Source organism: Citrobacter sp. L55, assembly GCF_002850715.1.
GTDB lineage: Bacteria > Pseudomonadota > Gammaproteobacteria > Enterobacterales > Enterobacteriaceae > Citrobacter > Citrobacter braakii.
In genome coordinates this window covers 60837-85122 of record NZ_KZ559400.1, presented here as the reverse complement: position 1 = coordinate 85122, position 24286 = coordinate 60837, and the positions used below count along the sequence as shown (strand labels likewise).

The window sequence follows — 24286 nt, the reverse complement described above, 5'->3', positions numbered from 1 at the left end:
CCATGCCAGTGAAGAAGGGGCGTGACTTTAACGAAATGTTGACGCTCCGACAACTGGAATATGAAAGCAAGGCGCATCGATTGAATACCGTTTATGCTGTAGGTTTGCATAAAAAGGAAAACTGAATGTTCACGCTGAGCTGGCAACCGCCTTATGACTGGCCCTGGATGCTGGGATTTCTTGCCGCCCGTGCGGTTGACGGTGTCGAAACGGTGGAGGAACTGAGTTATACCAGAAGCCTGTCCGTAGGGGAGCATCGGGGTCTGGTGCGCGTCGTACCGGATTTGCACGCCAATGTGCTACACGTGACGTTAAGTTCGGGATTACAACCCGCCGCCCCCGAGTGCCTGGCGAAAATAACCCGTTTGTTTGATCTTACTTGTTGCCCGCAGCAAATTGTCAGCGCGCTGGGAAGCCTTGGTGCGGCGCGTCCGGGACTGCGCCTGCCGGGATGTGTCGATGCTTTTGAGCAAGGGGTACGGGCGATTTTAGGGCAGTTAGTCAGCGTGGCTATGGCGGCAAAACTGACGGCGAAAGTCGCCCATGCTTATGGCGACACGCTGGAGGATGCGCCAGGGTATGTTTGTTTTCCCACGCCTGAAGCGCTTGCTGACGCCGAACCGCTGCACCTGAAAGCGTTAGGGATGCCGCTCAAACGCGCTGAAGCGTTGATTCACCTGGCGCGTGCAACGCTTGAAGGAACGCTTGCGACAGTAGCGCCTGACGATATTGAGCAAGGCGTTAAGCAACTACAAACGTTTCCCGGAATAGGGCGCTGGACCGCCAACTATTTTGCGCTGCGTGGTTGGCAGGCGAAGGATGTTTTTCTGCCGGATGATTATCTGATTAAACAGCGTTTTCCCGGCATGACGCCAGCCCAGATCCGGCGGTATGCAGAGCGTTGGAAACCCTGGCGCTCCTATGCACTCTTGCATATCTGGTACACGGATGGCTGGCTTCCGTCAGTTGATGGCGAAATTACTGGTATTCAGTAGCAGATCCAACGGTTGAGCGTTGGCAATAATGTCGCCATAAATCATGTCAATACCGATGCCAGAAAGCGCATCCATGATAAGCGGCAACTGCACCGGACCGGCGATGCTTTTAATGTCCAGGCGCTGGGCATGGCCCTGGATAATGGACACCCACATCTCGTCAATCAGGTCTCCGTGAGCGCTGGCGCTTAGCTCGCTGTCAAGCAACAGGTAATCGACAATGTGGTATTTCAGATTGTCAAAAAGCTCTAAATCACGACCGACCTGACTTAACACAATTCGACAACCGAACTGACGTAGCCGATGCAGGGCGGATATCGCCTGCGTTGGATTCGTTTTGATGACGCTGGCCGGAACGGTCAGGTGCAGCAGCCGTGGCGGTAACGGGCTATGTTGCAATTGTTCCAGCAGCTCATCAACAAGTTCTGAATTGAGCAGCCCGGCGGCGGAAAGGGGGAGCGCAACACTGAGGCCCTTGCTGGCGACTGCTGGGGCCGCATTCTGGAAGAATTCGCTGAATACCCGACGGTCGAGCGCTTGATTCAATGTGGGATCGACCAGCCCGGTACGGAATGTCTGCTCTTCAATCACTTCGCCTTCAGCGGTCCCTAAGCGTAGCGATATAAGCCAGAAGCTAAACGTCTCAGGTATACGTGGAGAAGCCACGCCTCTGGCGATCATCAGCATGGGGCAGTGCATAATGGTATGCTTTTGTTCGTCCAATGACAGTTGGCTACGCGCGGCATGCGCCTGGCTTTGCTGGGGTTCATAGACGCAGACACGCCCACGTCCGCTGTTTTTCGCCGCGTAGCAGGCGATATCCGCCTGAGACATGACGTCAGTCGCAACATGGTTTTTGTCATCAATCAGCGTAATTCCCGCACTGGCGCCAATGCGGTGCAAGCGGCCATCCCACATGAAGTGGTAATCGTTAATAGCACTGATGATGCGACCTGAGATGAAGCGGGCGCTTTCGATATTACAATCCGGCAGCAACAGACCAAACTCGTCGCCGCCAAGACGCGCCAGCATATCGCTGGACCGCAGCATGCTTAGCATCAGTGAAGAGAGTTCGCGCAGCAGGGCATCGCCTGCGGCATGACCTGCGCTATCGTTCACCGCTTTAAAACGATCAAGATCGATAAAAACCAGCACATGACTCTGGTGCGCGTCGTGCACCGTATGCAGCAACTGTTTGAGATGGTTTTCAAAGCTGACCCGATTGGCCAACTGCGTCAGGTCGTCATGCGAAGCGCTGTAGCTAAGCTGGCGCAGCATCTTACGTGACTCGGTGACATCCTGAATAACCAGCACCGAGCCAATGCTGCCGCCATCAAGGGTGCTGAGGGGCGTGATGCTGTACTGAATGTCATAACTGTTGCCGTTGCGACAATGCAGGACGACTTCCTGCTCCATTGCCTTACGTGACATGTCGGCACTGTAGATATTTTCCATCAGCGGACCGTTATCGCCGAAAGTAATACGCAGTACCGTCAGGAGCGGAATGCCAATTGCGTTTTCCTGCTGCCAGCCGCTCATTTTCTCAGCGACCGGATTCATAAAGGTCACATTCATGTCGACATCAATACAAATCACCGCCTCGCCGATGGAGTCCAGTGTAATATGCAAACGCTCTTTTTCTTGAAACAGCGCTTCGTTGAGCTGCTTCACCTCGGTCATATCCATATTGATGCCAAGTAAGCGTTCAACTTCACCGTCTTTATTCAGTACCCGGTTGGCCAACGAGCGGATATGCCGTATGCCACCTTTTACTGCGATACGAAACTCAAGCTTAAACGGGGCTCGTGCGGCCAGCGAATCGCGAATCACATTTTCGGCGTGTTCGCGATCTTCAGGCACAACGCATTCATACCAGACTTGCCAGCTGGGCTTGATATGTGCCGGGACTTCGTAGAGATCGAACATACGCTTATCCCAACTGATCACATCAGGCTGCAGTTCCCATTCCCAAATGCCGATCCCCCCGGCTTCATTAGCGAGCGTAATGCGCTCCATCAGCCGTTTGTTCATCCACTCGGTGTGCTTCAGATCGTTAATGTCCTCAATCTGCGCAATAAAGTAGAGTGGGGTGTTGTCGCTATGGCGCACCAGCGAAACGGCCAGCAAAGCCCATACCACCTCGCCTGCGCGCGTGTAATAGCGTTTCTCCATGGAATAGCTGTTAATTTCCCCGCGCGCCAGCATGTTTAACTGTTCGAGGTCATTGTTCAAATCTTCCGGCCAGGTTAATTGCTGGAAGGTGAGCGAACGTAGCTCCTCCTGGCTATAGCCCAGAAACTGGCACAAGGCTTTATTGGCCTGTAGCCATTGCCCCTCGGTCCCGACCAGCGCCATGCCAATTGCGGAATACTCCATAGCATTGCGAAAGCGCGCTTCGCTTTCTGAGATGTGCTTGCGTTCAGCCCGAAACGCGTACATCACCATGGTCATCATATTGGCTGGCAACAGGATCATCAAAAACGGCAGCCACGGTATGCTGGTCATCATGTTCTGTTTGGGGGTGTAGAGCAGCGAAGGGTCAGCGGCCAACATCAGCGAAACCATCATCACGGTGCTGAGGAAAATTAAAAACGCCTCCATACGCGGCAGACGGACAGCGCTCCACATCAACAGGACAATAACGCAGGTAAACGGCCATGGAATGAACATCATCGACAGCCAACTGAACGTTAACGTCACCAGAAGCGTAATCAGAGTTTCAAGCAGTAATCGCGGATTGCGGTGGCGCAGCAGATAATGTGGCTTAAACAGTAAACCTAATGGTACCAGCGCCAGCGCGCCGATGGATTCTGACAGCACCCAAATGAGGAAGGTATTTAACGACGTTTCTTGCGGTAATAATAACCAGAGTAATACGCCGCCCAGCAGCGGAGGGACCACTGCGCTGCCGAATGCCAGGCGCGCCCAGTCGTTGAGATTTTGTAAAGGATTGTACCAGGGCAGCAGTTTGCGCAATAACATTGCCCCCACGACAGCCTCAATAATGTTGATGGCCGTGTAGGTAAAGCTAAGCGACTCTCCGGGGAAGAAGAGCAAAGAACCCGCGATGTTACCCAATGAGCACGCCAGCGCGATCCCCGGCCACATTTTTCCCGCATGACGGTAAAAAGCCACCATCATGATTGAGGTCGGAAACCACAGCGGCGCCAGCTGCGCCCCGAAACGAGACAGTTCCAGCGAGAACAGCGTAAAGATGAAAGCCACCAGACCTAAACTGGCCAGGCGCAGTAGAGGATGAGGTAAGGTAACTAAAACATGTTGGGATTGTTTACTCATTACCACTCTACCCAAATAGCCGTTGTCGCCCAGTAGAGATGCCGGACGCATCACATTTAATCTGGGTTTATGCTAGTACAAATAATTTACAATTTATACGCCAGCTGCTCATAAATTAACACTCTCAAGCTATTAATTACTAAGGCTGGCGAATAAATGTAGCGCATGCTTTAAATATGACCGTTTTAATTTGCGACAGGGAAGGCATTGGTGCAGCCTGGGCTGGCGTCGCGCCGCTGAAATCCCTATAATTGCCGCGTTTGGCGTTTCGGCGCCGCCCTTCCTAACATCCAGGTTAATCAGGTCGCTAAATTTATGACTGATCAGTCCCATCAGTGCGTCATTATCGGCATTGCCGGCGCATCGGCTTCCGGCAAGAGTCTTATTGCCAGTACTCTTTATCGCGAATTGCGTGAACAAGTCGGTGACGAACATATTGGCGTTATTCCCGAAGACAGCTATTACAAAGATCAAAGCCATCTATCGATGGAAGAGCGTGTAAAAACCAACTACGACCATCCGAACGCGATGGATCACAGCCTGCTGTTCCAACATCTGCAAACGCTGAAACGCGGTAGTGCCATTGAGCTGCCGGTGTACAGCTACGTTGAGCACACGCGCACGCAAGACACTATTCATATCGAACCCAAGAAAGTCATCATCCTGGAAGGCATTTTGCTGCTGACGGATGCGCGTTTGCGTGATGAGATGAACTTCTCTATTTTTGTTGATACCCCGCTGGATATTTGCCTGATGCGCCGTATCAAGCGCGATGTGAACGAACGCGGTCGTTCAATGGATTCAGTGATGGCGCAATATCAGAAAACCGTCCGTCCGATGTTCCTGCAATTTATTGAGCCTTCAAAACAATACGCCGACATCATTGTGCCGCGCGGGGGTAAAAACCGCATCGCCATCGATATTCTGAAGGCTAAAATCAGTCAGTTCTTTGAATAAGTTCAGCGAATTGTGTACCGTTCAGTGATAACCTGGTTCACCCTTAATGCACCTGGCATTAAGGGGTTGAAGCACGAAAGGAGAAAGTGCCATGCGTTTATGTGACCGAGATATTGAAGCCTGGTTGGATCAAGGTCGTCTGTCGATCAATCCACGCCCTCCTGTCGAGCGAATCAACGGCGCCACGGTAGATGTGCGCCTTGGCAACAAATTCCGTACGTTCCGCGGGCATACGGCGGCGTATATCGATCTGAGCGGACCGAAAGATGAAGTCAGCGCCGCGCTGGATCGCGTGATGAGTGATGAAATCGTCCTCAAAGACGGCGAGGCATTTTTCCTGCATCCGGGCGAACTGGCGCTGGCAGTGACGTTCGAATCCGTGACGCTGCCTTCCGATCTTGTGGGTTGGTTAGATGGCCGTTCTTCGCTGGCGCGTCTGGGACTGATGGTACACGTCACCGCACACCGTATCGATCCGGGCTGGTCTGGCTGCATCGTACTGGAGTTTTACAACTCCGGAAAACTACCGCTGGCCCTGCGTCCTGGCATGCCGATTGGCGCATTAAGCTTCGAACCGCTTTCCGGTCCGGCGGCGCGACCTTACAACCGTCGTCAGGATGCAAAGTATCGCGATCAGCAGGGCGCCGTTGCCAGCCGGATCGATAAAGACTGAGTATTTTCAGTCCATTGGGGATAGCATGAGACGATTTCTGACGACGCTGATGATTCTACTGGTCGTGCTGGTGGCCGGTTTTTCTGCGTTAGTACTGTTGGTTAATCCGAATGATTTCCGCGCATATATGGTCAAGCAGGTTGCTGCGCGTAGCGGATATCAGCTGCAGTTGGATGGCCCTCTGCGTTGGCACGTATGGCCACAGCTGAGTATCCTCTCGGGGCGCATGGTGTTAACGGCTGAAGGCGCCAGCGAACCCCTGATTCGTGCCGACAATATGCGTCTTGACGTCGCGTTGTGGCCGCTGTTGAGTCACCAGCTCAGCGTGAAGCAGGTGATGCTCAAAGGCGCGGTGATTCAACTGACCCCGCAAACTGAAGCGGTGCGCGGCGAAGATGCGCCCGTTGCCCCAAAAGACAATACGTTGCCCGACCTGGCTGAAGACAGAGGATGGTCGTTTGATATTGCCCGCCTGCGTGTTGCCGATAGCGTTCTGGTATTCCAGCATGAAGACGATGAACAGGTCACGGTTCGCGATATTCGTCTGGACATGGAACAGGATAACCAGCACCGCGGCACGTTTGATTTCTCCGGGCGCGTTAACCGCGATCAGCGTGACCTCGCGTTATCCTTCAACGGCAGCGTTGATGCCTCCGACTATCCGCATAACTTATCCGCGAATATTGAGCAGCTAAGCTGGCAATTGCAGGGGGCCGATCTACCGGCGCAGGGGATCAAAGGCCAGGGACAGTTTCAGGCGCAGTGGCTGGAAGAGAAAAAACAGCTCGCGTTTAGCCAGATTCATTTGACCGCTAACGACAGCTCTCTCGCCGGGCAAGTTCATGTGACATTGTTGGAAAAACCAGAATGGGCTGTCGACCTGAAGTTTGGTCAGCTCAATCTGGACAATCTGCTCGTGCAACGTGAGGTTGTGACGACGAACGGTGAGGTTCAGCAAGGTCAGAGTCAGTCAACGCTGGCGCGCCCCGTCATTGCTTCCCAGGTTGATGCCGTTTCGTATCAGGGACTGAAGGGATTTTCGGCAGACATCGCGTTGCAAGCTGACAAAGTGCTGTGGCGGAAAATGGCGTTTGACAATGTCTCGGCAAAAATTGACAACCAGTTCGGCTTATTGAACGTTACGCAGTTGCAGGGGAAAAGTGACGGCGGACTGGTGTCGCTTCCTGGTATGCTGGATGCCAGAAAAGGACAGCCGCGAGCGGTCTTCCATCCGCGCCTGGAAGGCGTAGAAATTGGTACTATCCTGAAAGCCTTCGATTACCCCATCGCCCTCACCGGTAAGCTGTCACTGGCAGGGGATTTCTCTGGCTCAGATATTGATGCCCAGGCGTTTCGTCATAGCTGGCAAGGGCAGGCCCATGTCGAAATGAGCGATACGCGAATGGAAGGAATGAACTTCCAGCAGATGATACAACAGGCCGTCGAACGTAGCGGTGGGGATGTTAAAGCTCAGCAAAACCTGGATAACGTGACCCGGTTGGATCATTTCGTAACCGATATGACGCTGGATGACGGCGAGGTTACGCTGGATAACATGGCGGGTGAGTCGGCGATGCTGGCGCTGACCGGCAAGGGAACGCTGGATCTGGTGAAGCTGAACTGCGACACGCTGTTTAACATTCGCGTGCTGGGCGGCTGGGATGGCGAAAGTAAGCTGATTAACTTCCTGAAGGCTACCCCGGTTCCTCTCAGAGTCTACGGACAGTGGCAGGCGCTAAACTACAGTCTGCAGGTCGACCAGATTTTGCGTAAGCATTTGCAGGATGAAGCAAAACGTCGCCTTAACGACTGGGCCGATCGCAATAAAGACTCCCGCAACGGTAAAGATGTTAAAAAGTTGCTGGATAAACTCTGATTCATATTGCCGGATGGCGGTTGATGCCGCCCCCGGCTCGTGATTTACACCTCGTAATCCATCTCTTCTTCACTGTGCAGCGGTATCAGTTGGACTTTTTGCACGCGATGATTTTCCACCTGCAGGGTTTTTAGTCGATAGTCGCCGACCTGAACTTCCTCCCCGGTTTTCGGGATGCGCTGCAAATACTCCATTAACAGTCCGGCAATGGTGTGATATTCACGCTTATCATCTAACGGGATAGGCACGTACTGCACCAGATCTTCCAGCGGCATGTGTCCGTTTGCGGTCCATGAACCATCCGCGTTTTTCTGAATGTCATGACGGGCGTCAATCTCCTCTACCTCATTTGGCAGGTTACCGGCGATGGTTTCCATCACGTCACTGAGCGTTACAATCCCTTCAACTGACCCAAATTCATCGGCCACAAAAGCGAAGTGCGTCCGGGCGTTACGAAACTGTTCAAGCGCCGGAAGCAGCGGCAGAGTTTCCGGGAACACCAACGGCTGGCGAATCAAGACGCGTAAGTCGAGCGGCTCGCCGCGAAGAGATTGCTGCAACAGGTCGATGACATGCACCACGCCCAGCAAGTCTTCCTGCTCATCTTCGCCGGTGACCACCAGACGCGTATGCTGGTTTTTTTCCAGCAAAGCGCGGATTTCTGTTTCCGGCGCATTGAGGTCGATGTGCTCAATATCATGGCGCGAGGTCATGATGCTGCTGACCGTACGCTGATTAAGGTTCAGCACACGTTCAATCATCCGCCGTTCCTGAGGGGCAAAAATTTGGCCTTCATGATGGTCTGCCAGCATGGCCGCGGTTTCGGCATCCAGTTCGGCGTCTTCTTTTTGCCCGCTCAGCAGTCGCATTACCGCCTCGGCGGTGCGCTGGCGCAGGGTATGGTTGGCTGACAGGAAGCGACGGCGGTTAAAGATAGCTAACTGGTTCAATGCTTCTATCATGACCGAGAAACCGATGGCGGCGTACAGGTAACCTTTCGGAATATGGAAACCAAACCCATCGGCGACCAGACTGAAACCAATCATCAGCAAGAAGCTCAGGCACAGAATGACGATAGTTGGATGGCTGTTGACAAAGCGCGTCAGCGACTTGCTGGCAAGCACCATCAGGCTGATGGCAATAATCACCGCAGCCATCATTACCGCCAGGTGATCGACCATCCCTACGGCGGTAATGACGGAATCCAGGGAGAAGATAGCGTCCAGCACGACTATTTGCGCGACGACGCCCCAGAACTTAGCGCCTTTACGCTGGGTCGGGTTCTCGCTGTCTTTGCCTTCCAGCCGTTCGTTTAGCTCCATGGTGGCTTTAAACAGCAGGAAGAAACCGCCGAACAGCATGATCAGATCGCGCGCGCTGAAGCTCAGGCCGCGAATGCTGAACAGCGGCGTGGTCAGCGTTACCAGCCATGATATTGATGCCAACAGCAGCAGGCGCATGACCATCGCCAGCAGTAGCCCGGTAATACGCGCCTTATCCCGCTGGGCAGGAGGCAGTTTCTCCGCGAGGATGGCAATAAAAACAAGATTATCAATGCCAAGAACAAGTTCGATCACGATTAGCGTGACGAGTCCGGCCCAGATTGACGGATCGGCAATCCATTCCATAGTAAATGCTATACCCATAGTTGTATGACAATTGTCACAATTCGATCATGGGTAAAACTGGCGAAAAATGCAATGGCGAGGAGGGATTTCTCTGTAGCCTATTACAACCAGGTACGGGATATTAGCCTTAATGTAACTACAGGAAATTATATTATTAATCCAAAGCTCTTTAAGAAATATCGCAGGTGGGATATTTCTATATTAATATTGTCAATATCAATAAAATCCTAAAAATATACAAATTCAACGCTTAATATTAATCTTAAAAGCAAGTTGTCGGTAACTTGTTACCTTGCCTGATATTCGCTTAGCTGCAACAATTCCTCCGGTAATAATCAAAAGATAAATATTTCCTTATCAACCAGCGGCGCTATTCCTGATGCGTTCCCGTTGTGAATGTGATGAAAATAAAGGGGAAGATAAAAATTTAAATTAATCAGTGCATTGGTAGCTAATGAAGCCAGGGGCGGTAGCGTGTCTGGTCGCCTGAGACGAGCCTAAATTATTCTGTCAAGAGACCGCAGATGAATTCATTTTTTTTAGGACAGATGCCAGTTAAATTCCTTTTCAATTAACGGCAAGGTAAATGCGTACAGGCGAAGTCGCTATTTAGATCGCACATGATAATTACTCTGCCAAAGTGATAAATAATCAATGATGAAATCCAAACTTAAATTGATGCCTGTATTGGTATCGGTAATCTTGATAAACGGTTGTACCGTGCTTCCGGGCAGCAATATGTCTACGATGGGCAAAGATGTGATTAAACAGCAGGACGCTGATTTTGATATCGATCGCATGGTGAATGTTTATCCACTCACCCCACGACTGGTCGAACAATTACGTCCCCGACCAAATGTTGCGCAGCCTAATATGTCTCTCGACCAGGAGATTGCCGGGTATCAGTACCGGGTCGGCCCGGGCGATGTCCTGAATGTCACCGTCTGGGATCATCCTGAACTCACCACGCCGGCCGGACAGTATCGTAGCTCAAGTGATGCCGGCAACTGGGTGCAGCCTGATGGCACCATGTTTTACCCCTACATCGGCAAAGTTAGCGTGTCAGGGAAAACGTTGGCCGAAATTCGTAGTGATATTACCGGGCGCTTAGCGAAGTACATTGCTGACCCGCAGGTGGACGTTAATATCGCCGCTTTCCGTTCGCAGAAGGCCTATGTCTCCGGGCAGGTGAACAAATCCGGCCAGCAGGCCATCACCAACGTGCCGCTTACCGTTCTCGATGCCATTAACGCCGCAGGCGGTCTCACCGAGGCGGCAGACTGGCGCAACGTTGTACTGACTCATAAAGGTCAGGAGCAACGTATTTCACTGCAAGCGCTAATGCAAAATGGCGACCTGAGCCAGAACCGTCTGCTCTATCCTGGCGACATCCTGTTTGTTCCGCGTAATGACGATTTGAAAGTCTTCGTAATGGGGGAAGTGAAAAAACAGAGCACCCTCAAAATGGACTTCAGCGGCATGACGCTCACCGAAGCACTCGGCAACGCGGAAGGTATCGACCTGACCACCTCCAACGCCAGCGGCATTTTCGTTATTCGTCCATTGAAAGGCGAGGGCGGGAACAACGGCAAGATCGCCAATATCTATCAGCTTGATATGTCCGATGCGACATCGCTGGTGATGGCGACGTCATTCCGACTCCAGCCATACGATGTGGTGTACGTCACTACCGCGCCGGTTGCTCGCTGGAACCGTTTGATCAATCAGTTGCTGCCGACTATTAGCGGTGTTCGCTATATGACGGACACGGCCAGCGACCTTCACAACTGGTAATCGTCATGTTTAACAAAATCTTAGTTGTCTGTGTGGGGAACATTTGCCGCTCTCCGACGGCAGAGCGCTTGTTAAGGCAATTTCACCCGGCGCTGACGGTCTCTTCTGCCGGCCTTGGGGCGTTGGTAGGCAAAGGCGCGGACCCGTGCGCCATCAGCGTGGCGCAGGCGCACAACCTGTCACTGGAGAATCATTGTGCCCGGCAGATCTCGGGACGAATGTGCCGGGAGTATGACCTTATCCTGACCATGGAAAAACGCCATATCTCTGCCCTATGTGAAATGGTGCCGGAGATGCGCGGCAAAGTGATGCTGTTTGGTCACTGGGACAGCGAGCGCGAAATTCCCGATCCGTATCGTAAAAGCCGTGATGCGTTTGACGCGGTGTACGCATTACTTGAACGGTCTGCCCGCCAATGGGCTCAGGCATTGAACGCAGAGCAGGGAAAACAATGACAGAAAAAGTAAAACAGTCTGCTGCGCCGGTAACGGGCAATGATGAAATTGATATTGGCCGTCTGGTGGCAACGGTGGTGGAAGCCCGCTGGTGGGTGCTTGGTATTACTGCGGCATTTGCATTATGCGCAGCGGTCTACACGCTATTTGCCACTCCCATCTACAGTGCGGACGCGCTGGTGCAAATTGAGCAAAATACCGGAAATTCACTGGTGCAGGATATTGGCTCGGCGTTGTCGAACAAACCTCCGGCCTCTGAAGCGGAAATTCAGCTCATCCAGTCACGGCTGGTATTGGGGAAAACGGTAGACGATCTCAATCTGGATATCGCGGTTACCAAAGATACGTTCCCCATTTTTGGCGCGGGTTGGGATCGGTTGATGGGTCGCCAGAACGAAACGGTTAACGTGACGACTTTCACGCTGCCAAAGGCAATGAATGAACAGACCTTCACGCTAAGCGTGCTGAATGACAAAAGTTATCAGCTGGTGAGTGACGGGGGTTTTAGCGCCCAGGGGCAGGTTGGGCAGGTGCTGAAACATGACGGCGTGACGATGCTGGTCGAGGCGATCCATGCCAGCCCTGAGAGCCAATTTACCGTCAGCAAATTCTCCACGCTGGGCATGATCAACACCTTGCAAAATAATCTGATGGTGACGGAAACCGGCAAAGACACTGGCGTACTGAGCCTGACCTTTACCGGCGAAGACCGCGAGCAAATCCGCCAGATCCTTGACAGTATTACCCGCAACTATCTGCAACAAAACGTGGAGCGTAAATCTGAAGAGGCCGCCAAAAGTCTGGCGTTTCTGGCAAAGCAGTTGCCCGAGGTGCGTAACCGACTGGACGTTGCCGAAAACAAGCTGAATGCCTTTCGTCAGGACAAAGACTCAGTGGATTTGCCGCTGGAAGCCAAAGCGGTGCTGGATTCCATGGTGAATATTGATGCGCAGCTTAATGAGCTGACCTTCAAAGAAGCGGAGATTTCCAAGCTGTTCACCAAAGCGCACCCTGCGTACCGCACCTTGCTGGAAAAACGCCAGGCGCTGGAAGATGAGAAAAGCAAGCTGAACGGGCGCGTAACGGCGATGCCGAAAACGCAGCAGGAAATTGTCCGTCTGACGCGTGACGTGGAGTCCGGCCAGCAGGTCTATATGCAGCTGCTGAACAAGCAACAGGAGCTGAAGATTACCGAGGCCAGTACGGTCGGAGATGTGCGCATCGTCGATCCCGCGATTGCCCAGCCTGGCGTGCTGAAGCCGAAAACGACGCTGATTATTCTCGGTAGCATCATTCTTGGTTTGATGCTTTCAGTGGTGGGCGTACTGCTGCGTTCCCTGTTTAATCGCGGCATTGAAAGCCCACAGGCGCTGGAAGAGCATGGTATCAGCGTGTATGCCAGCATTCCGCTATCAGAATGGCAAAAAGCACGCGATAACGTGCAGACCATTAAAGGCGTGAAACGCTACAAGCAAAGCCAGTTGCTGGCAGTGGGGAATCCAACGGATCTTGCGATAGAAGCGGTCCGCAGCCTGCGTACCAGCCTGCACTTTGCCATGATGCAGGCGCGCAACAACGTCTTGATGCTGACCGGCGTCAGCCCGTCAATTGGTAAAACGTTTGTCTGCGCCAACCTGGCGGCGGTCGTTAGTCAGACCAACAAACGCGTGCTGTTGATCGACTGCGACATGCGCAAAGGTTATACCCACGAGCTGCTGGGGACCAATAACGTTAACGGTCTGTCTGAGATCCTCATCGGCAAGGGGGATATCTCATCCAGCGCGAAACCGACATCGATTCCACATTTTGATCTGATCCCTCGCGGACAAATTCCCCCCAACCCCTCCGAGCTGCTGATGAGTGAACGCTTTGGCGAACTGATTGCATGGGCCAGCTCGCACTATGACCTGGTGCTGATCGATACCCCGCCAATACTGGCGGTGACCGACGCGGCTATCGTGGGGCGTCACGCTGGAACCACGCTGATGGTGGCGCGTTACGCGGTCAACACGCTGAAAGAGGTGGAAACCAGCCTGAGTCGCTTTGAGCAAAACGGCATTCAGGTGAAAGGGGTGATCCTGAACTCGATCTTCCGCCGCGCCAGCGGGTATCAGGATTACGGTTACTACGAATACGAGTACACCTCGGATTCGAAATAGATTACGAACATTGCCGGATAGCGGCCCACAAAAACATATTTATACCCTAAATAATTCGAGTTGCAGGAAAGCCAACGCAGATGCAACTTGAAGTATGACGGGGATATCTGGGAAACGAAAATGACGACAGACAACCCGCTAATTTCAATTTATATGCCCACCTGGAACCGTCAGCAACTGGCCATCCGGGCGATTAAATCGGTACTGCGCCAGGACTATCCTCACTGGGAGATGATCATTGTGGATGATTGCTCTTCCTCGTATGAGCAACTGCAGCAATTTGTTGAAGAGCTCAACGATCCGCGTGTGTCGTATACGCGTAATCCCACTAACTCCGGAGCCTGTGCGGTGCGTAATCAGGCCATCATGCAGGCCAGTGGGCAATATATTACGGGTATTGATGATGATGATGAATGGACGCCGAACCGCCTGAGCGTATTTCTCAATTATCGCCATCATCTGGTCACGCGGGCGTTTCTGTATGCCAATGACTATGTCTGTGAGGGCGAAGTATATTCGCAGCCGACCAGTTTGCCGCTCTATCCGAAGGCCGTTTATTCACGCCGTAAATTTTATAAGCGTAATATTATTGGTAATCAGGTGTTTACCTGGGCCTGGCGGTTTAAAGCATGCCTGTTCGATACCACGCTGAAAGCTGCGCAGGATTATGACATTTTCCTGCGTATGGTGGTGGCGTATGGCAAACCGTGGAAGGTAAAAGAGGCAACGCAGATCCTGCATGTGAATCACGGTGAAATGCGTATTACCTCATCCCCGCATAAATTCTCCGGCTACTTTCAGTTCTACCGTAAGCACAAAGGCAAATTTGACCGGGCCAGCAAGAAATACCAGCTGTTTACCCTCTACCAAATCCGCAATAAACGGATGAACTGGCGCACGTTGCTGACGCTGCTTTCTGTTCGCAATAGTAAGCGCCTGGCCGACGGACTGCGAGGACGCTAAGTATGCTGGAAGATTTACGCGCGAACGGCTGGAGTCTGCGACCCTGCTGCATGGTGGTGGCCTATCGGATTGCCCATTTTTGCTCCGTCTGGCGTAAAAAAAATGTCTTGAACAACCTGTGGGCGGCGCCGGTGCTGGTGATGTATCGCCTTATTACTGAATGCGTGTTTGGCTATGAAATCCAGGCCGCTGCATCTATTGGTCGTCGTTTCACCATCCATCATGGCTATGGGGTGGTGATCAATAAACACGTGGTGGCGGGGGATGATTTCACCCTGCGCCATGGCGTCACCATCGGCAATCTTGGCGGCAACGATCTGTCCTGTCCGGTCATCGGTAACGGCGTTGAGCTGGGGGCCAATGTCACTCTGCTTGGCGGCGTTGCCATTGGCGATAACGTGACGATTGGCGCCGGGAGCGTCGTAGTGGATAGCATCCCGGACAATACGTTGGTCGTGGGCGAGAAGGCACGGGTGAAGGTAATAAAATGAAGATATTACAGTTTAATGTGCGGCTCGCAGAAGGCGGGGCGGCAGGCGTGGCGTTAGATTTGCATCTGAGGGCGCTGGAGAAAGGGCTGTCATCGCGTTTTGTCTACGGCTATGGCAAAGGCGGTAAGAAAAGCGTCAGCCATGCGAATTACCCGCAGGTTATCAAACATACGCCACGTCTGACGTCGGCGGCGAACATTGCGCTGTTTCGTTTCGCGAACCGCGACATGTTTGGCAATCTCGACAAGTTGTACCGTACGGTTACCCGCACTTCCGGCCCGCTGGTACTGCATTTTCATGTGTTGCACAGCTACTGGTTGAATCTGGAAGAGGTGGTCGCCTTTTGCCAAAAAGTGAAGGCGCATAAACCGGATATCACCTTTGTCTGGACGCTGCACGATCACTGGAGCGTGACCGGGCGCTGTGCCTTTACCGATGGCTGCGAAAGCTGGAAAACGGGCTGTCAGAAATGTCCAACGCTCAGTAACTATCCGCCGGTAAAAATCGATAAAGCCCATCAACAGTTGCCTGGTAAACGGCAGATGTTTCGCACCATGCTTGCGCTGGGCTGCCAGTTCATCTCGCCCAGTCAGCATGTGGCCGATGCATTCAACAGTCTGTATGGCGTCGGTCGTTGCCGCATTATTAACAACGGCATCGATGTGGCAACGGAAGCCATTCTTGCCGAACTTCCCGCTAAGCATGAGGAAAGCGGCAGACCAAAAATCGCCGTAGTGGCCCATGACCTGCGCTATGACGGTAAAACCAGTCAGCAACTGGTGCGAGCGATGATTGCGCTCGGAGACAAAATTGAGCTGCATACCTTCGGCAAATTTTCCCCGTTTGTGGGGGATAACGTCATCAATCACGGGTTTGAGAGCGATAAGCGCACGTTGATGAGCGCGCTTAACGAGATGGATGGGCTGGTGTTCAGCTCGCGCGTTGATAACTACCCGCTGATTCTGTGCGAAGCGCTTTCCATCGGCGTACCGGTGATTGCTACGCACAGCGATGCCGCGCAGGAAGTGCTGGCGAAATCGGGCGGCAAAACGTTCAGCGAAGCGGACGTTTTGCACCTGGTGCAACTGAAAAGATCAGACATTGCGCAGGCGGTATTTGACACGTCGCTTGCCGCGTTCAGCCAGCGCAGCCGGGTGGCATACAGTGGACAACAGATGCTGGAGGAGTATGTCTCGTTCTATCAGAATCTGTAGCTATCTGGTGCTACCGCTGCTTTATCTGCTGGTTAACGTCAAACTCGCCCAGCTTGGCGAGAGCTTCCCGATAACTATCGTCACGTTCTTGCCCGTTCTGCTGTTGCTGTTTGTCGAGCGCATCAATATTAAAAAATTAATGATTGCGCTGGGCGTGGGGGGCGGACTGACGGCGTTTAACTATCTGTTCGGACAATCACTGGATGCCAGCAAGTACGTGACGTCCGCAATGCTGTTTGTCTATACCGTGGTGATTATCGGTATGGTGTGGAGTATTCGCTTCAAAACCATTTCGCCGCATAACTACATTAAGATCTTGCGTTTTTTCTGGCTGGTTGTGGGCCTGGTGGTGGGGTTAGCTGCGGTGGAAATGGCGCAGATAATTCTTAGTGGCGGCAGCAGTTTAATGGAAGTTATTTCGAAATATCTTATTTACAGTAATAGCTATGTTCTGAACTTTATTAAGTTTGGCGGGAAGCGCACCACTGCACTCTATTTCGAACCGGCATTCTTCGCTCTGGCGTTAATCTCAATTTGGCTCAGTATCAAACAGTTTGGTATCAAAACGCCTAAGTCCGATGCTATGATTCTGGCAGGGATAATATTATCAGGATCGTTTTCAGGGGTAATGACATTTATTTTGTTTTACCTCCTGGAGTGGGCGTTCCAGTATCTGAATAAAGATGCGATAAAAAAGAAGTTGCCGCTGGCGATAATCTCATTAAGCGTGTTTGTCGTTGGTGTGATATTTGCGTTTCCGTACATCGCGACACGGCTTGGAGATTTAGGAACTGAAGGCTCATCATCGTATTATCGTATCGTGGGACCATTAGTAATGGTCGGTTATTCGTTACTTAACGTTGATGGGGTAGTGAGATTCGGCTCACTTTATGAATATGTTGCGTCATTCGGAATTTTTAACGGTGCAGATGTTGGTAAAACGATAGACAATGGCTTGTATCTGCTGATTATTTATTTTTCATGGTTCGCGGTGATATTAGCCCTGTGGTACATGGGGAAAGTCATGAAGATGATGATCAATGAGTTTGGTGATAATCAGAATTATCGGGTGCAGCTTTATCTTTTTACGCCGCTGTCGCTGTTTTTTACAGGTTCAGTATTTAGTCCGGAATACGCATTTTTAATTGTATGTCCGTTTATTTTGCGCAAGGCGCTGAATATAGCGAGGTAGAACGCATGCTGCTCAGTATTATTACCGTCGCCTTTCGTAATCTGGAAGGGATCGTCAAAACTCACGCGTCGTTAGCTCATCTGGCGCAGGCGGGTGATATCAGTTTTGAGTGGATTGTTGTTGATGGCGGCTCCTCTGACGGTACCTCGGCCTTTCTTGAAGGACTCAGTGGAGAGCACCGGTTACGGTTTGTCAGCGAGCCGGATAAGGGCATCTATGATGCAATGAACAAAGGTATCGCTATGGCGCGCGGGCGGTTTGCGCTGTTCCTCAACTCCGGGGATATTCTGCATGCAGATGCGGCTCATTTTATCCGCCAGCTAAAAACGCAGAGCGATAAAGCGATGGTCATTGGCGATGCGTTGCTGGATTTCGGTAATGGTAACAAAATTAAGCGGCGGGCCAAGCCGGGTTGGTATATTTATCACAGCCTTCCCGCCAGCCATCAGGCAATCTTCTTTCCTCTCTCTGGACCGAATGTCTGGCGCTATGATTTGCAATATAAGATATCGTCTGATTACGCACTGGCAGCCAAATTATACAAGTCAGGTTACGCGTTTAAAAAGCTGAGCGGGCTGGTGTCAGAGTTTTCCATGGGTGGGGTGTCAACGACGAATAATCTGGAATTGTGCCGGGATGCAAAAAAGGTACAGCGCCAGATATTACACATGCCAGGTTTTTGGACCGGGTTGTCAGAATATTTACGTCTGCGCACAACCGGTAAAACAAAAACCTTATATGGAAAAGCGTAAGGGTACATTATGCAGGATTTAAGCGGCTTCAACGTGCCGGGAGGTTTTCGCGGCGGCGGTGCCATTAAAGTGCAATTATGGTGGGCAGTGCAAGCCACATTATTTCGCTGGTCCCCGCAGGTAATGTATCGCTGGCGTGCGTTTTTATTGCGAATGTTTGGCGCAAAAATAGGAAAAAACGTAGTTATTCGACCTTCAGTAAAAATTACTTATCCGTGGAAATTAACCCTGGGAGATTATTCCTGGGTGGGTGATGACGCGGTTTTATATACGCTGGGTGATATTACGATTGGTGCGCACGCGGTTATTTCGCAAAAAAGTTATTTATGCACCGGGAGTCATGATTATGCCAGTCAACATTTTGATATTAACGCCACACCAATTGTAGTTGGTGATAAATGCTGGCTGGCGACAGATGTCTTTGTCGCGCCTGGCGTGACGATTGGCGATGGCACCGTCGTCGGAGCACGCAGCAGTGTATTTAAATCGCTGCCAGCCAATGTCGTTTGTCGGGGAAATCCCGCAATAGTCACACGCGAACGCGTCGAGAAAGTTACTCCCTGAGGGGATCATTTAAGAGGTAATAACATGTCAAAAGTCGCTCTCATCACTGGCGTAACCGGGCAGGATGGTTCTTACCTGGCAGAGTTCCTGCTGGAAAAAGGGTATGAAGTGCACGGTATTAAGCGCCGCGCTTCATCATTCAACACCGAACGAGTGGACCACATCTATCAGGATCCGCATTCGGGCAATCCCAAATTCCATCTGCACTATGGCGATTTGACGGACTCCTCCAACCTGACCCGTATTTTACAGGAAGTGCAACCGGATGAGGTCTATAACCTCGGCGCCATGAGTCATGTCGCGGTGTCGTTTGATTCACCGGAATACACCGCGGATGTCGATGCTATCGGCACCTTGCGTTTGCTGGAAGCTATCCGCTTCCTCGGCCTGGAAAAGAAGACCCGTTTTTATCAGGCTTCCACCTCTGAACTGTACGGTCTGGTACAGGAAATCCCGCAGAAAGAGAGCACGCCGTTCTACCCGCGCTCGCCGTATGCCGTTGCTAAGCTGTACGCCTACTGGATAACCGTCAACTACCGCGAATCTTACGGTATGTATGCCTGTAACGGCATTCTGTTTAACCACGAATCTCCGGCCGCGGCGAAACCTTTGTCACGCGCAAAATTACGCGTGCGATCGCCAACATCGCGCAGGGGCTGGAGTCTTGCCTGTACCTGGGCAATATGGATTCGCTGCGTGACTGGGGGCATGCCAAAGATTACGTAAGGATGCAGTGGATGATGCTGCAGCAGGACAAGCCGGAAGATTTCGTGATTGCCACCGGCGTGCAGTATTCCGTGCGCCAGTTTGTGGAAATGGCCGCCGCTCAGTTGGGGATTAAATTGCGCTTTGAAGGCGAGGGCGTGAATGAGAAAGGCATCGTGGTTTCCGTAACCGGACACGACGCGCCGGGTGTGAAACCTGGGGATGTCATGATTGCCGTCGATCCGCGCTATTTCCGTCCGGCAGAGGTGGAAACGCTGCTGGGCGATCCGGCCAAAGCACATGAAAAACTGGGCTGGAAGCCGGAAATCACGTTGCGCCAGATGATCTCGGAAATGGTTGCCAACGATCTTGAAGCAGCGAAGAAGCATTCCCTGCTGAAGTCGCACGGTTACGAGGTCGCCATCGCGCTGGAGTACTGAGGATGAAGACACAACGTATTTTTGTGGCGGGCCATAGCGGGATGGTGGGGTCCGCCATCGTCAGACAATTGTCGCAGCGAGATAATGTCGAGCTGGTGCTGCGTACCCGCGACCAACTTAACCTGCTGGACGCCAGTGCGGTGCAGGCGTTCTTTGCCACTGAACGTATTGACCAGGTTTATCTGGCGGCGGCTAAAGTCGGCGGGATCGTGGCGAATAATACTTATCCTGCTGATTTTATTTATGAAAACATGATGATTGAGAGCAACATTATTCATGCTGCGCATTTACATAACGTGAATAAACTGCTGTTTCTCGGATCATCCTGTATTTATCCAAAGCAAGCCACCCAGCCAATAGCCGAAAGCGAACTGTTGCAGGGGCAGCTGGAACCGACCAATGAGCCGTATGCGATTGCCAAAATTGCCGGGATCAAGCTGTGCGAATCGTATAACCGCCAGTATGGCCGCGATTATCGCTCGGTGATGCCGACCAATCTGTATGGGCCGCATGACAACTTCCACCCGAGTAATTCGCATGTGATCCCGGCGCTGCTGCGCCGCTTTCATGACGCTCGCGAGCACAATACGCCGGATGTGGTGGTGTGGGGAAGCGGGACGCCAATGCGTGAATTTCTGCATGTTGACGATATGGCAGCGGCCAGTATCCACGTGATGGAGCTGGCTCAGGAAGTCTTGCAGGAATATACCCAGCCGATGCTGTCGCATATCAACGTGGGCACCGGCGTGGACTGCACTATCCGCGAACTGGCGCAAACTATCGCGCAGGTCGTGGGTTACAAGGGGCGCGTGGTGTTCGACGCCAGCAAACCGGATGGAACGCCGCGCAAATTGCTCGATGTTACGCGTCTGCATCAGTTGGGCTGGTATCACGAGATATCACTGGAAGCGGGGCTTGCCAGTACCTGGCAGTGGTTCCTTGAAAACCAGCAGCGCTACCGGGGGTAAGCATGTTTTTACGTCATGAGGATTTTGCCACCGTAGTACGTTCAACTCCGCTGATTTCCATTGATTTGATCGTGGAAAACACCCACGGTGAATTTCTGCTCGGTAAGCGTCTCAATCGTCCGGCGCAGGGTTACTGGTTCGTGCCCGGCGGTCGGGTGCAAAAAGATGAAGCGCTGCACGTGGCCTTTGAGCGGCTTACTGAAGCGGAGCTGGGGTTACGTTTACCGCTGTCCGCTGCGGAGTTTTACGGTGTCTGGCAGCACTTCTATGACGACAACTTTTCTGGGGATGATTTCTCAACGCATTACATCGTGCTGGGATTTCGTCTGCGGGTGTCGGAAAACGACTTGCAACTGCCTGATGTTCAACATGATGCGTACCGTTGGATGGCGGCTACACAGATTCTGGTCAGTGACCACGTGCACGACAACAGTCGGGCTTACTTCTGTAAAACAAGTCAGGCCGGAGTACCCGGGCTATGAAGATCCTCGTGTATGGCATCAACTATTCGCCGGAGTTGACCGGTATCGGCAAATACACCGGTGAAATGGTGGAGTGGATGGCGCAGCAGGGGCATGACGTTCGGGTGATCACCGCGCCGCCTTATTATCCCCAGTGGAAGGTAAACGGCAGTTATTCATCCTGGCGCTACCGTCGCGAAGAGGGCGACGCCCTCGTCTGGCGTTGTCCGCTGTATGTGCCTGAGCAACCCTCAACGCTCAAGCGCCTGCTGCATTTGGGCAGTTTCGCCCTGAGCAGTTTTTTCCCGCTACTGGCGCAACGTCGCTGGAAGCCGGATCGCATTATCGGCGTAGTGCCGACGCTGTTTTGCACGCCGGGCATGCGCCTGCTGGCAAAGCTTTGTGGCGCACGTACGCTATTGCACGTTCAGGATTACGAAGTCGATGCCATGTTGGGGCTAGGAATGGCGGGCAAAGGCACGCGCGGTATGGTGGCAAAACTGGCCAGCGCCTTTGAGCGCAGTGGGCTGTTGAATATGGACCATATTTCGACGATTTCCCGTTCCATGATGCACAAAGCCATGGAAAAAGGCGTTGCGCCGCACAAGGTTATTTTCTTTCCGAACTGGTCAGAAGTGCCGCGTTTTCGTGATGTGAGCGACGCCGATGCCCAGGCGTTGTCCCGGCAACTGGGATTGCCTGCCGATCAAAAGATCGTTCTTTACTCAGGCAATATCGGTGAAAAGCAGGGGCTGGAGAGCGTGATAGACGCAGCGGTCGAGTTGAGCGAACACCCCTGGCTGTTTGTGATTGTCGGGCAGGGCGGTGGTAAAGCGCGGCTGGAGAGCATGGCCAGCGAACGCGGCCTGAACAACGTGATGTTCTTTCCGCTGCAATCATATGACGCGCTGCCGGCGTTGCTCAAGATTGCGGATTGTCATCTGGTCGTGCAAAAGCGTGGTGCGGCTGATGCCGTACTGCCCTCCAAATTGACCAATATCCTCGCTGTTGGTGGTAACGCAGTTATTACCGCCGAACCAGAAACCGAGCTGGGTCAGCTTTGTGACGCTCACCCTGGCATTGCGGTGTGCGTGGAGCCGGAGTCGGTAAACGCGCTGGTTTGCGGTATTAAACGGGCATTGATGATGCCAAAAGTAAACACGGTGGCACGTGATTATGCCGAACGCACGCTGGATAAAGAAAACGTGCTGAGTCAATTTCTTGCAGATATACGGGGTACATGATGAGTCAAAGCAAACTCTTTCCGGTGGTGATGGCCGGTGGCTCGGGTAGCCGTTTATGGCCACTGTCCCGCGTGCTGTACCCAAAGCAGTTCCTGTGCCTGAAAGGCGATCTCACCATGCTGCAGACGACGATTTGCCGTCTGAACGGCGTGGAGTGCGAAAGCCCGGTGGTTATCTGTAATGAACAACACCGTTTTATCGTAGCGGAACAGCTACGACAGCTGCACAAGCTGACTGAGAACATTATTCTCGAACCTGCCGGGCGTAACACGGCACCAGCGATAGCGCTGGCCGCGCTGGCGGCAAAACGTCAAAGTCCGGGTGAGGATCCGCTGCTGCTGGTCTTGGCGGCCGATCACATGATTGCCAACGAAGAGGCATTCCGCGAGGCGGTTCGCAATGCGATGCCCTATGCCGGAGCGGGTAAGCTGGTGACGTTTGGTATCGTGCCGGACCAGCCGGAAACCGGCTATGGCTATATCCGCCGGGGGGAGGTCTCGCCGACGAATACCGACGCCGTGGCTTTTGAGGTGGCACAGTTTGTTGAAAAGCCCAATCTGGAAACCGCGCAGGCTTACGTGACGAGCGGCGACTACTACTGGAACAGCGGCATGTTCTTGTTCCGGGCCGGACGTTACCTGGAAGAACTGAAAAAGTATCGTCCCGATATTCTTGAAGCCTGTGAGAACGCCATGAGCACGGTCGACCCCGATCTCGATTTTATCCGCGTTGATGAACAGGCGTTTCTCGCCTGCCCGGAAGAGTCTGTGGACTATGCGGTAATGGAACGTACCGCCGATGCGGTGGTGATGCCAATGAACGCAGGCTGGAGCGATGTTGGCTCCTGGTCATCGCTGTGGGAAATTAGTGCCCATACCGCTGAAGGCAATGTGCATCACGGCGACGTCATTAGCCACAAAACGGAAAACAGTTACGTGTATGCCGAATCCGGCCTGGTGACGACCGTCGGGGTGAAAGATCTGGTGGTGGTGCAGACCAAAGACGCGGTGCTGATAGCCGATCGCAACGCGGTGCAGGACGTCAAAAAAGTGGTAGAGCAAATTAAGGCTGACGGGCGTCATGAGCATCATATTCACCGCGAAGTTTATCGTCCGTGGGGCAAGTACGACTCAATTGATGCCGGAGAGCGTTACCAGGTGAAGCGAATTACCGTCAAGCCTGGTGAGGGATTGTCTGTGCAGATGCATCATCACCGGGCTGAACACTGGGTTGTGGTTGCCGGTACCGCGAAGGTGACAATCAATGATGATATCAAGCTGCTTGCGGAAAACGAGTCTGTCTATATTCCGCTGGGGGCGACCCATTGTCTGGAGAACCCCGGGAAAATCCCGCTCGATCTGATTGAAGTGCGCTCCGGATCTTACCTCGATGAGGATGATGTGGTGCGGTTTGCGGATCGCTACGGGCGCGCGTAACACAACATCATCGTTGCCGGAT

The 24286-nt window shown here is 52.6% G+C and carries 19 protein-coding genes and 1 pseudogene; 18 read left to right on the top strand and 2 right to left on the bottom strand.

All coding sequences use genetic code 11. The annotated features are described in order from the left end of the window. Nucleotides 1–125: 125 nt before the first annotated feature. Nucleotides 126–995, top strand: a complete 870-nt coding sequence (gene alkA, locus B9P82_RS04915; protein ID WP_101700048.1) for a DNA-3-methyladenine glycosylase 2 — start codon at nt 126–128, stop codon at nt 993–995. Here alkA and B9P82_RS04910 read toward each other — a convergent pair. Beyond that, nucleotides 963–4292, bottom strand: a complete 3330-nt coding sequence (locus tag B9P82_RS04910) for a diguanylate cyclase (protein ID WP_101700141.1) — start codon at nt 4290–4292, stop codon at nt 963–965. The genes alkA and B9P82_RS04910 overlap by 33 nt on opposite strands. 315 nt (nt 4293–4607) lie before the next feature. Here B9P82_RS04910 and udk point away from each other — a divergent pair, with 315 nt between their 5' ends. The 3 genes from udk (at nt 4608) to asmA (ending at nt 7798) form a co-directional block, all read left to right on the top strand. Further along, a complete protein-coding gene (udk, locus tag B9P82_RS04900; protein WP_003036776.1) occupies nt 4608–5249 on the top strand; it encodes a uridine kinase in 642 nt (213 codons plus the stop codon). A 91-nt stretch (nt 5250–5340) separates the two neighbouring features. Next, entirely contained in the window at nt 5341–5922 is a 582-nt protein-coding gene (gene dcd, locus B9P82_RS04895) for a dCTP deaminase (protein ID WP_016153598.1), read from the top strand. A gap of 25 nt (nt 5923–5947) precedes the next feature. Further along, nucleotides 5948–7798 (top strand): outer membrane assembly protein AsmA, encoded by a 1851-nt coding sequence (gene asmA / locus B9P82_RS04890; protein ID WP_049040313.1) that lies wholly within the window; start codon nt 5948–5950, stop codon nt 7796–7798. 44 nt (nt 7799–7842) lie between these two features. Here the strand turns inward: asmA and B9P82_RS04885 are convergent, their stop codons facing one another. After that, nucleotides 7843–9426 carry a TerC family protein gene (locus B9P82_RS04885; protein WP_019077138.1) on the bottom strand — a complete coding sequence of 528 codons (1584 nt, stop codon included), beginning with the start codon at nt 9424–9426 and terminating at the stop codon, nt 7843–7845. A 654-nt stretch (nt 9427–10080) separates the two neighbouring features. Between B9P82_RS04885 and B9P82_RS04880 the strand changes: the two genes are divergently transcribed. From B9P82_RS04880 to cpsB, 14 genes and pseudogenes are all read left to right on the top strand, one after another. Then, entirely contained in the window at nt 10081–11220 is a 1140-nt protein-coding gene (locus B9P82_RS04880) for a polysaccharide export protein (RefSeq protein WP_029139591.1), read from the top strand. Nucleotides 11221–11225: 5 nt separating this feature from the next. Further along, nucleotides 11226–11675, top strand: a complete 450-nt coding sequence (gene wzb, locus B9P82_RS04875) for a low molecular weight protein-tyrosine-phosphatase Wzb (RefSeq protein ID WP_016156925.1) — start codon at nt 11226–11228, stop codon at nt 11673–11675. Beyond that, nucleotides 11672–13834 (top strand): tyrosine-protein kinase Wzc, encoded by a 2163-nt coding sequence (wzc, locus tag B9P82_RS04870; protein ID WP_101700047.1) that lies wholly within the window; start codon nt 11672–11674, stop codon nt 13832–13834. Before wzb ends, wzc begins: the two co-directional genes overlap by 4 nt. Nucleotides 13835–13954: 120 nt before the next feature. After that, the gene (gene wcaA, locus B9P82_RS04865) at nt 13955–14797 is read left to right on the top strand and encodes a colanic acid biosynthesis glycosyltransferase WcaA (RefSeq protein WP_016153592.1); all 843 of its coding nucleotides are present in this window, start codon (nt 13955–13957) and stop codon (nt 14795–14797) included. Nucleotides 14798–14799: 2 nt separating this feature from the next. Next, entirely contained in the window at nt 14800–15288 is a 489-nt protein-coding gene (gene wcaB / locus B9P82_RS04860; protein ID WP_016156923.1) for a colanic acid biosynthesis acetyltransferase WcaB, read from the top strand. After that, complete coding sequence (wcaC, locus tag B9P82_RS04855) at nt 15285–16502, top strand: colanic acid biosynthesis glycosyltransferase WcaC (RefSeq protein WP_101700046.1); 1218 nt, start codon at nt 15285–15287, stop codon at nt 16500–16502. Before wcaB ends, wcaC begins: the two co-directional genes overlap by 4 nt. Further along, nucleotides 16477–17694 (top strand): colanic acid polymerase WcaD, encoded by a 1218-nt coding sequence (gene wcaD, locus B9P82_RS04850; protein ID WP_101700045.1) that lies wholly within the window; start codon nt 16477–16479, stop codon nt 17692–17694. The genes wcaC and wcaD overlap by 26 nt, the downstream gene beginning before the upstream one ends. 5 nt (nt 17695–17699) lie before the next feature. Next, the gene (gene wcaE, locus B9P82_RS04845; RefSeq protein ID WP_101700044.1) at nt 17700–18446 is read left to right on the top strand and encodes a colanic acid biosynthesis glycosyltransferase WcaE; all 747 of its coding nucleotides are present in this window, start codon (nt 17700–17702) and stop codon (nt 18444–18446) included. A gap of 9 nt (nt 18447–18455) precedes the next feature. Further along, the gene (gene wcaF, locus B9P82_RS04840) at nt 18456–19010 is read left to right on the top strand and encodes a colanic acid biosynthesis acetyltransferase WcaF (protein WP_016153587.1); all 555 of its coding nucleotides are present in this window, start codon (nt 18456–18458) and stop codon (nt 19008–19010) included. Nucleotides 19011–19034: 24 nt separating this feature from the next. Further along, nucleotides 19035–20155: pseudogene (gene gmd, locus B9P82_RS04835) on the top strand (GDP-mannose 4,6-dehydratase). A 2-nt stretch (nt 20156–20157) separates the two neighbouring features. Then, a complete protein-coding gene (locus B9P82_RS04830; RefSeq protein ID WP_065554137.1) occupies nt 20158–21123 on the top strand; it encodes a GDP-L-fucose synthase in 966 nt (321 codons plus the stop codon). A gap of 2 nt (nt 21124–21125) precedes the next feature. Continuing rightward, nucleotides 21126–21605, top strand: a complete 480-nt coding sequence (locus tag B9P82_RS04825) for a GDP-mannose mannosyl hydrolase (protein ID WP_095715410.1) — start codon at nt 21126–21128, stop codon at nt 21603–21605. Beyond that, nucleotides 21602–22828 (top strand): colanic acid biosynthesis fucosyltransferase WcaI, encoded by a 1227-nt coding sequence (wcaI, locus tag B9P82_RS04820; RefSeq protein WP_101700043.1) that lies wholly within the window; start codon nt 21602–21604, stop codon nt 22826–22828. Before B9P82_RS04825 ends, wcaI begins: the two co-directional genes overlap by 4 nt. Further along, nucleotides 22828–24264 carry a mannose-1-phosphate guanyltransferase gene (gene cpsB / locus B9P82_RS04815; protein WP_053388855.1) on the top strand — a complete coding sequence of 479 codons (1437 nt, stop codon included), beginning with the start codon at nt 22828–22830 and terminating at the stop codon, nt 24262–24264. The genes wcaI and cpsB overlap by 1 nt, the downstream gene beginning before the upstream one ends. The last annotated feature ends 22 nt before the right edge of the window (nt 24265–24286 follow it).

Bases quoted from the DNA above. Each gene is read 5' to 3' on its own strand.
- dcd (WP_016153598.1), top strand. From the start codon at position 5,341: ATGCGTTTATGTGACCGAGATATTGAAGCCTGGTTGGATCAAGGTCGT.
- asmA (WP_049040313.1), top strand. From the start codon at position 5,948: ATGAGACGATTTCTGACGACGCTGATGATTCTACTGGTCGTGCTGGTG.
- B9P82_RS04910 (WP_101700141.1), bottom strand. From the start codon at position 4,292: ATGAGTAAACAATCCCAACATGTTTTAGTTACCTTACCTCATCCTCTA.
- B9P82_RS04885 (WP_019077138.1), bottom strand. From the start codon at position 9,426: ATGGAATGGATTGCCGATCCGTCAATCTGGGCCGGACTCGTCACGCTA.
- wcaA (WP_016153592.1), top strand. From the start codon at position 13,955: ATGACGACAGACAACCCGCTAATTTCAATTTATATGCCCACCTGGAAC.
- wcaF (WP_016153587.1), top strand. From the start codon at position 18,456: ATGCAGGATTTAAGCGGCTTCAACGTGCCGGGAGGTTTTCGCGGCGGC.
- wcaI (WP_101700043.1), top strand. From the start codon at position 21,602: ATGAAGATCCTCGTGTATGGCATCAACTATTCGCCGGAGTTGACCGGT.
- wzb (WP_016156925.1), top strand. From the start codon at position 11,226: ATGTTTAACAAAATCTTAGTTGTCTGTGTGGGGAACATTTGCCGCTCT.
- B9P82_RS04830 (WP_065554137.1), top strand. From the start codon at position 20,158: ATGAAGACACAACGTATTTTTGTGGCGGGCCATAGCGGGATGGTGGGG.
- wcaC (WP_101700046.1), top strand. From the start codon at position 15,285: ATGAAGATATTACAGTTTAATGTGCGGCTCGCAGAAGGCGGGGCGGCA.
- wcaB (WP_016156923.1), top strand. From the start codon at position 14,800: ATGCTGGAAGATTTACGCGCGAACGGCTGGAGTCTGCGACCCTGCTGC.
- wcaD (WP_101700045.1), top strand. From the start codon at position 16,477: ATGTCTCGTTCTATCAGAATCTGTAGCTATCTGGTGCTACCGCTGCTT.
- B9P82_RS04825 (WP_095715410.1), top strand. From the start codon at position 21,126: ATGTTTTTACGTCATGAGGATTTTGCCACCGTAGTACGTTCAACTCCG.
- B9P82_RS04880 (WP_029139591.1), top strand. From the start codon at position 10,081: ATGATGAAATCCAAACTTAAATTGATGCCTGTATTGGTATCGGTAATC.
- wcaE (WP_101700044.1), top strand. From the start codon at position 17,700: ATGCTGCTCAGTATTATTACCGTCGCCTTTCGTAATCTGGAAGGGATC.
- cpsB (WP_053388855.1), top strand. From the start codon at position 22,828: ATGAGTCAAAGCAAACTCTTTCCGGTGGTGATGGCCGGTGGCTCGGGT.
- alkA (WP_101700048.1), top strand. From the start codon at position 126: ATGTTCACGCTGAGCTGGCAACCGCCTTATGACTGGCCCTGGATGCTG.
- wzc (WP_101700047.1), top strand. From the start codon at position 11,672: ATGACAGAAAAAGTAAAACAGTCTGCTGCGCCGGTAACGGGCAATGAT.
- udk (WP_003036776.1), top strand. From the start codon at position 4,608: ATGACTGATCAGTCCCATCAGTGCGTCATTATCGGCATTGCCGGCGCA.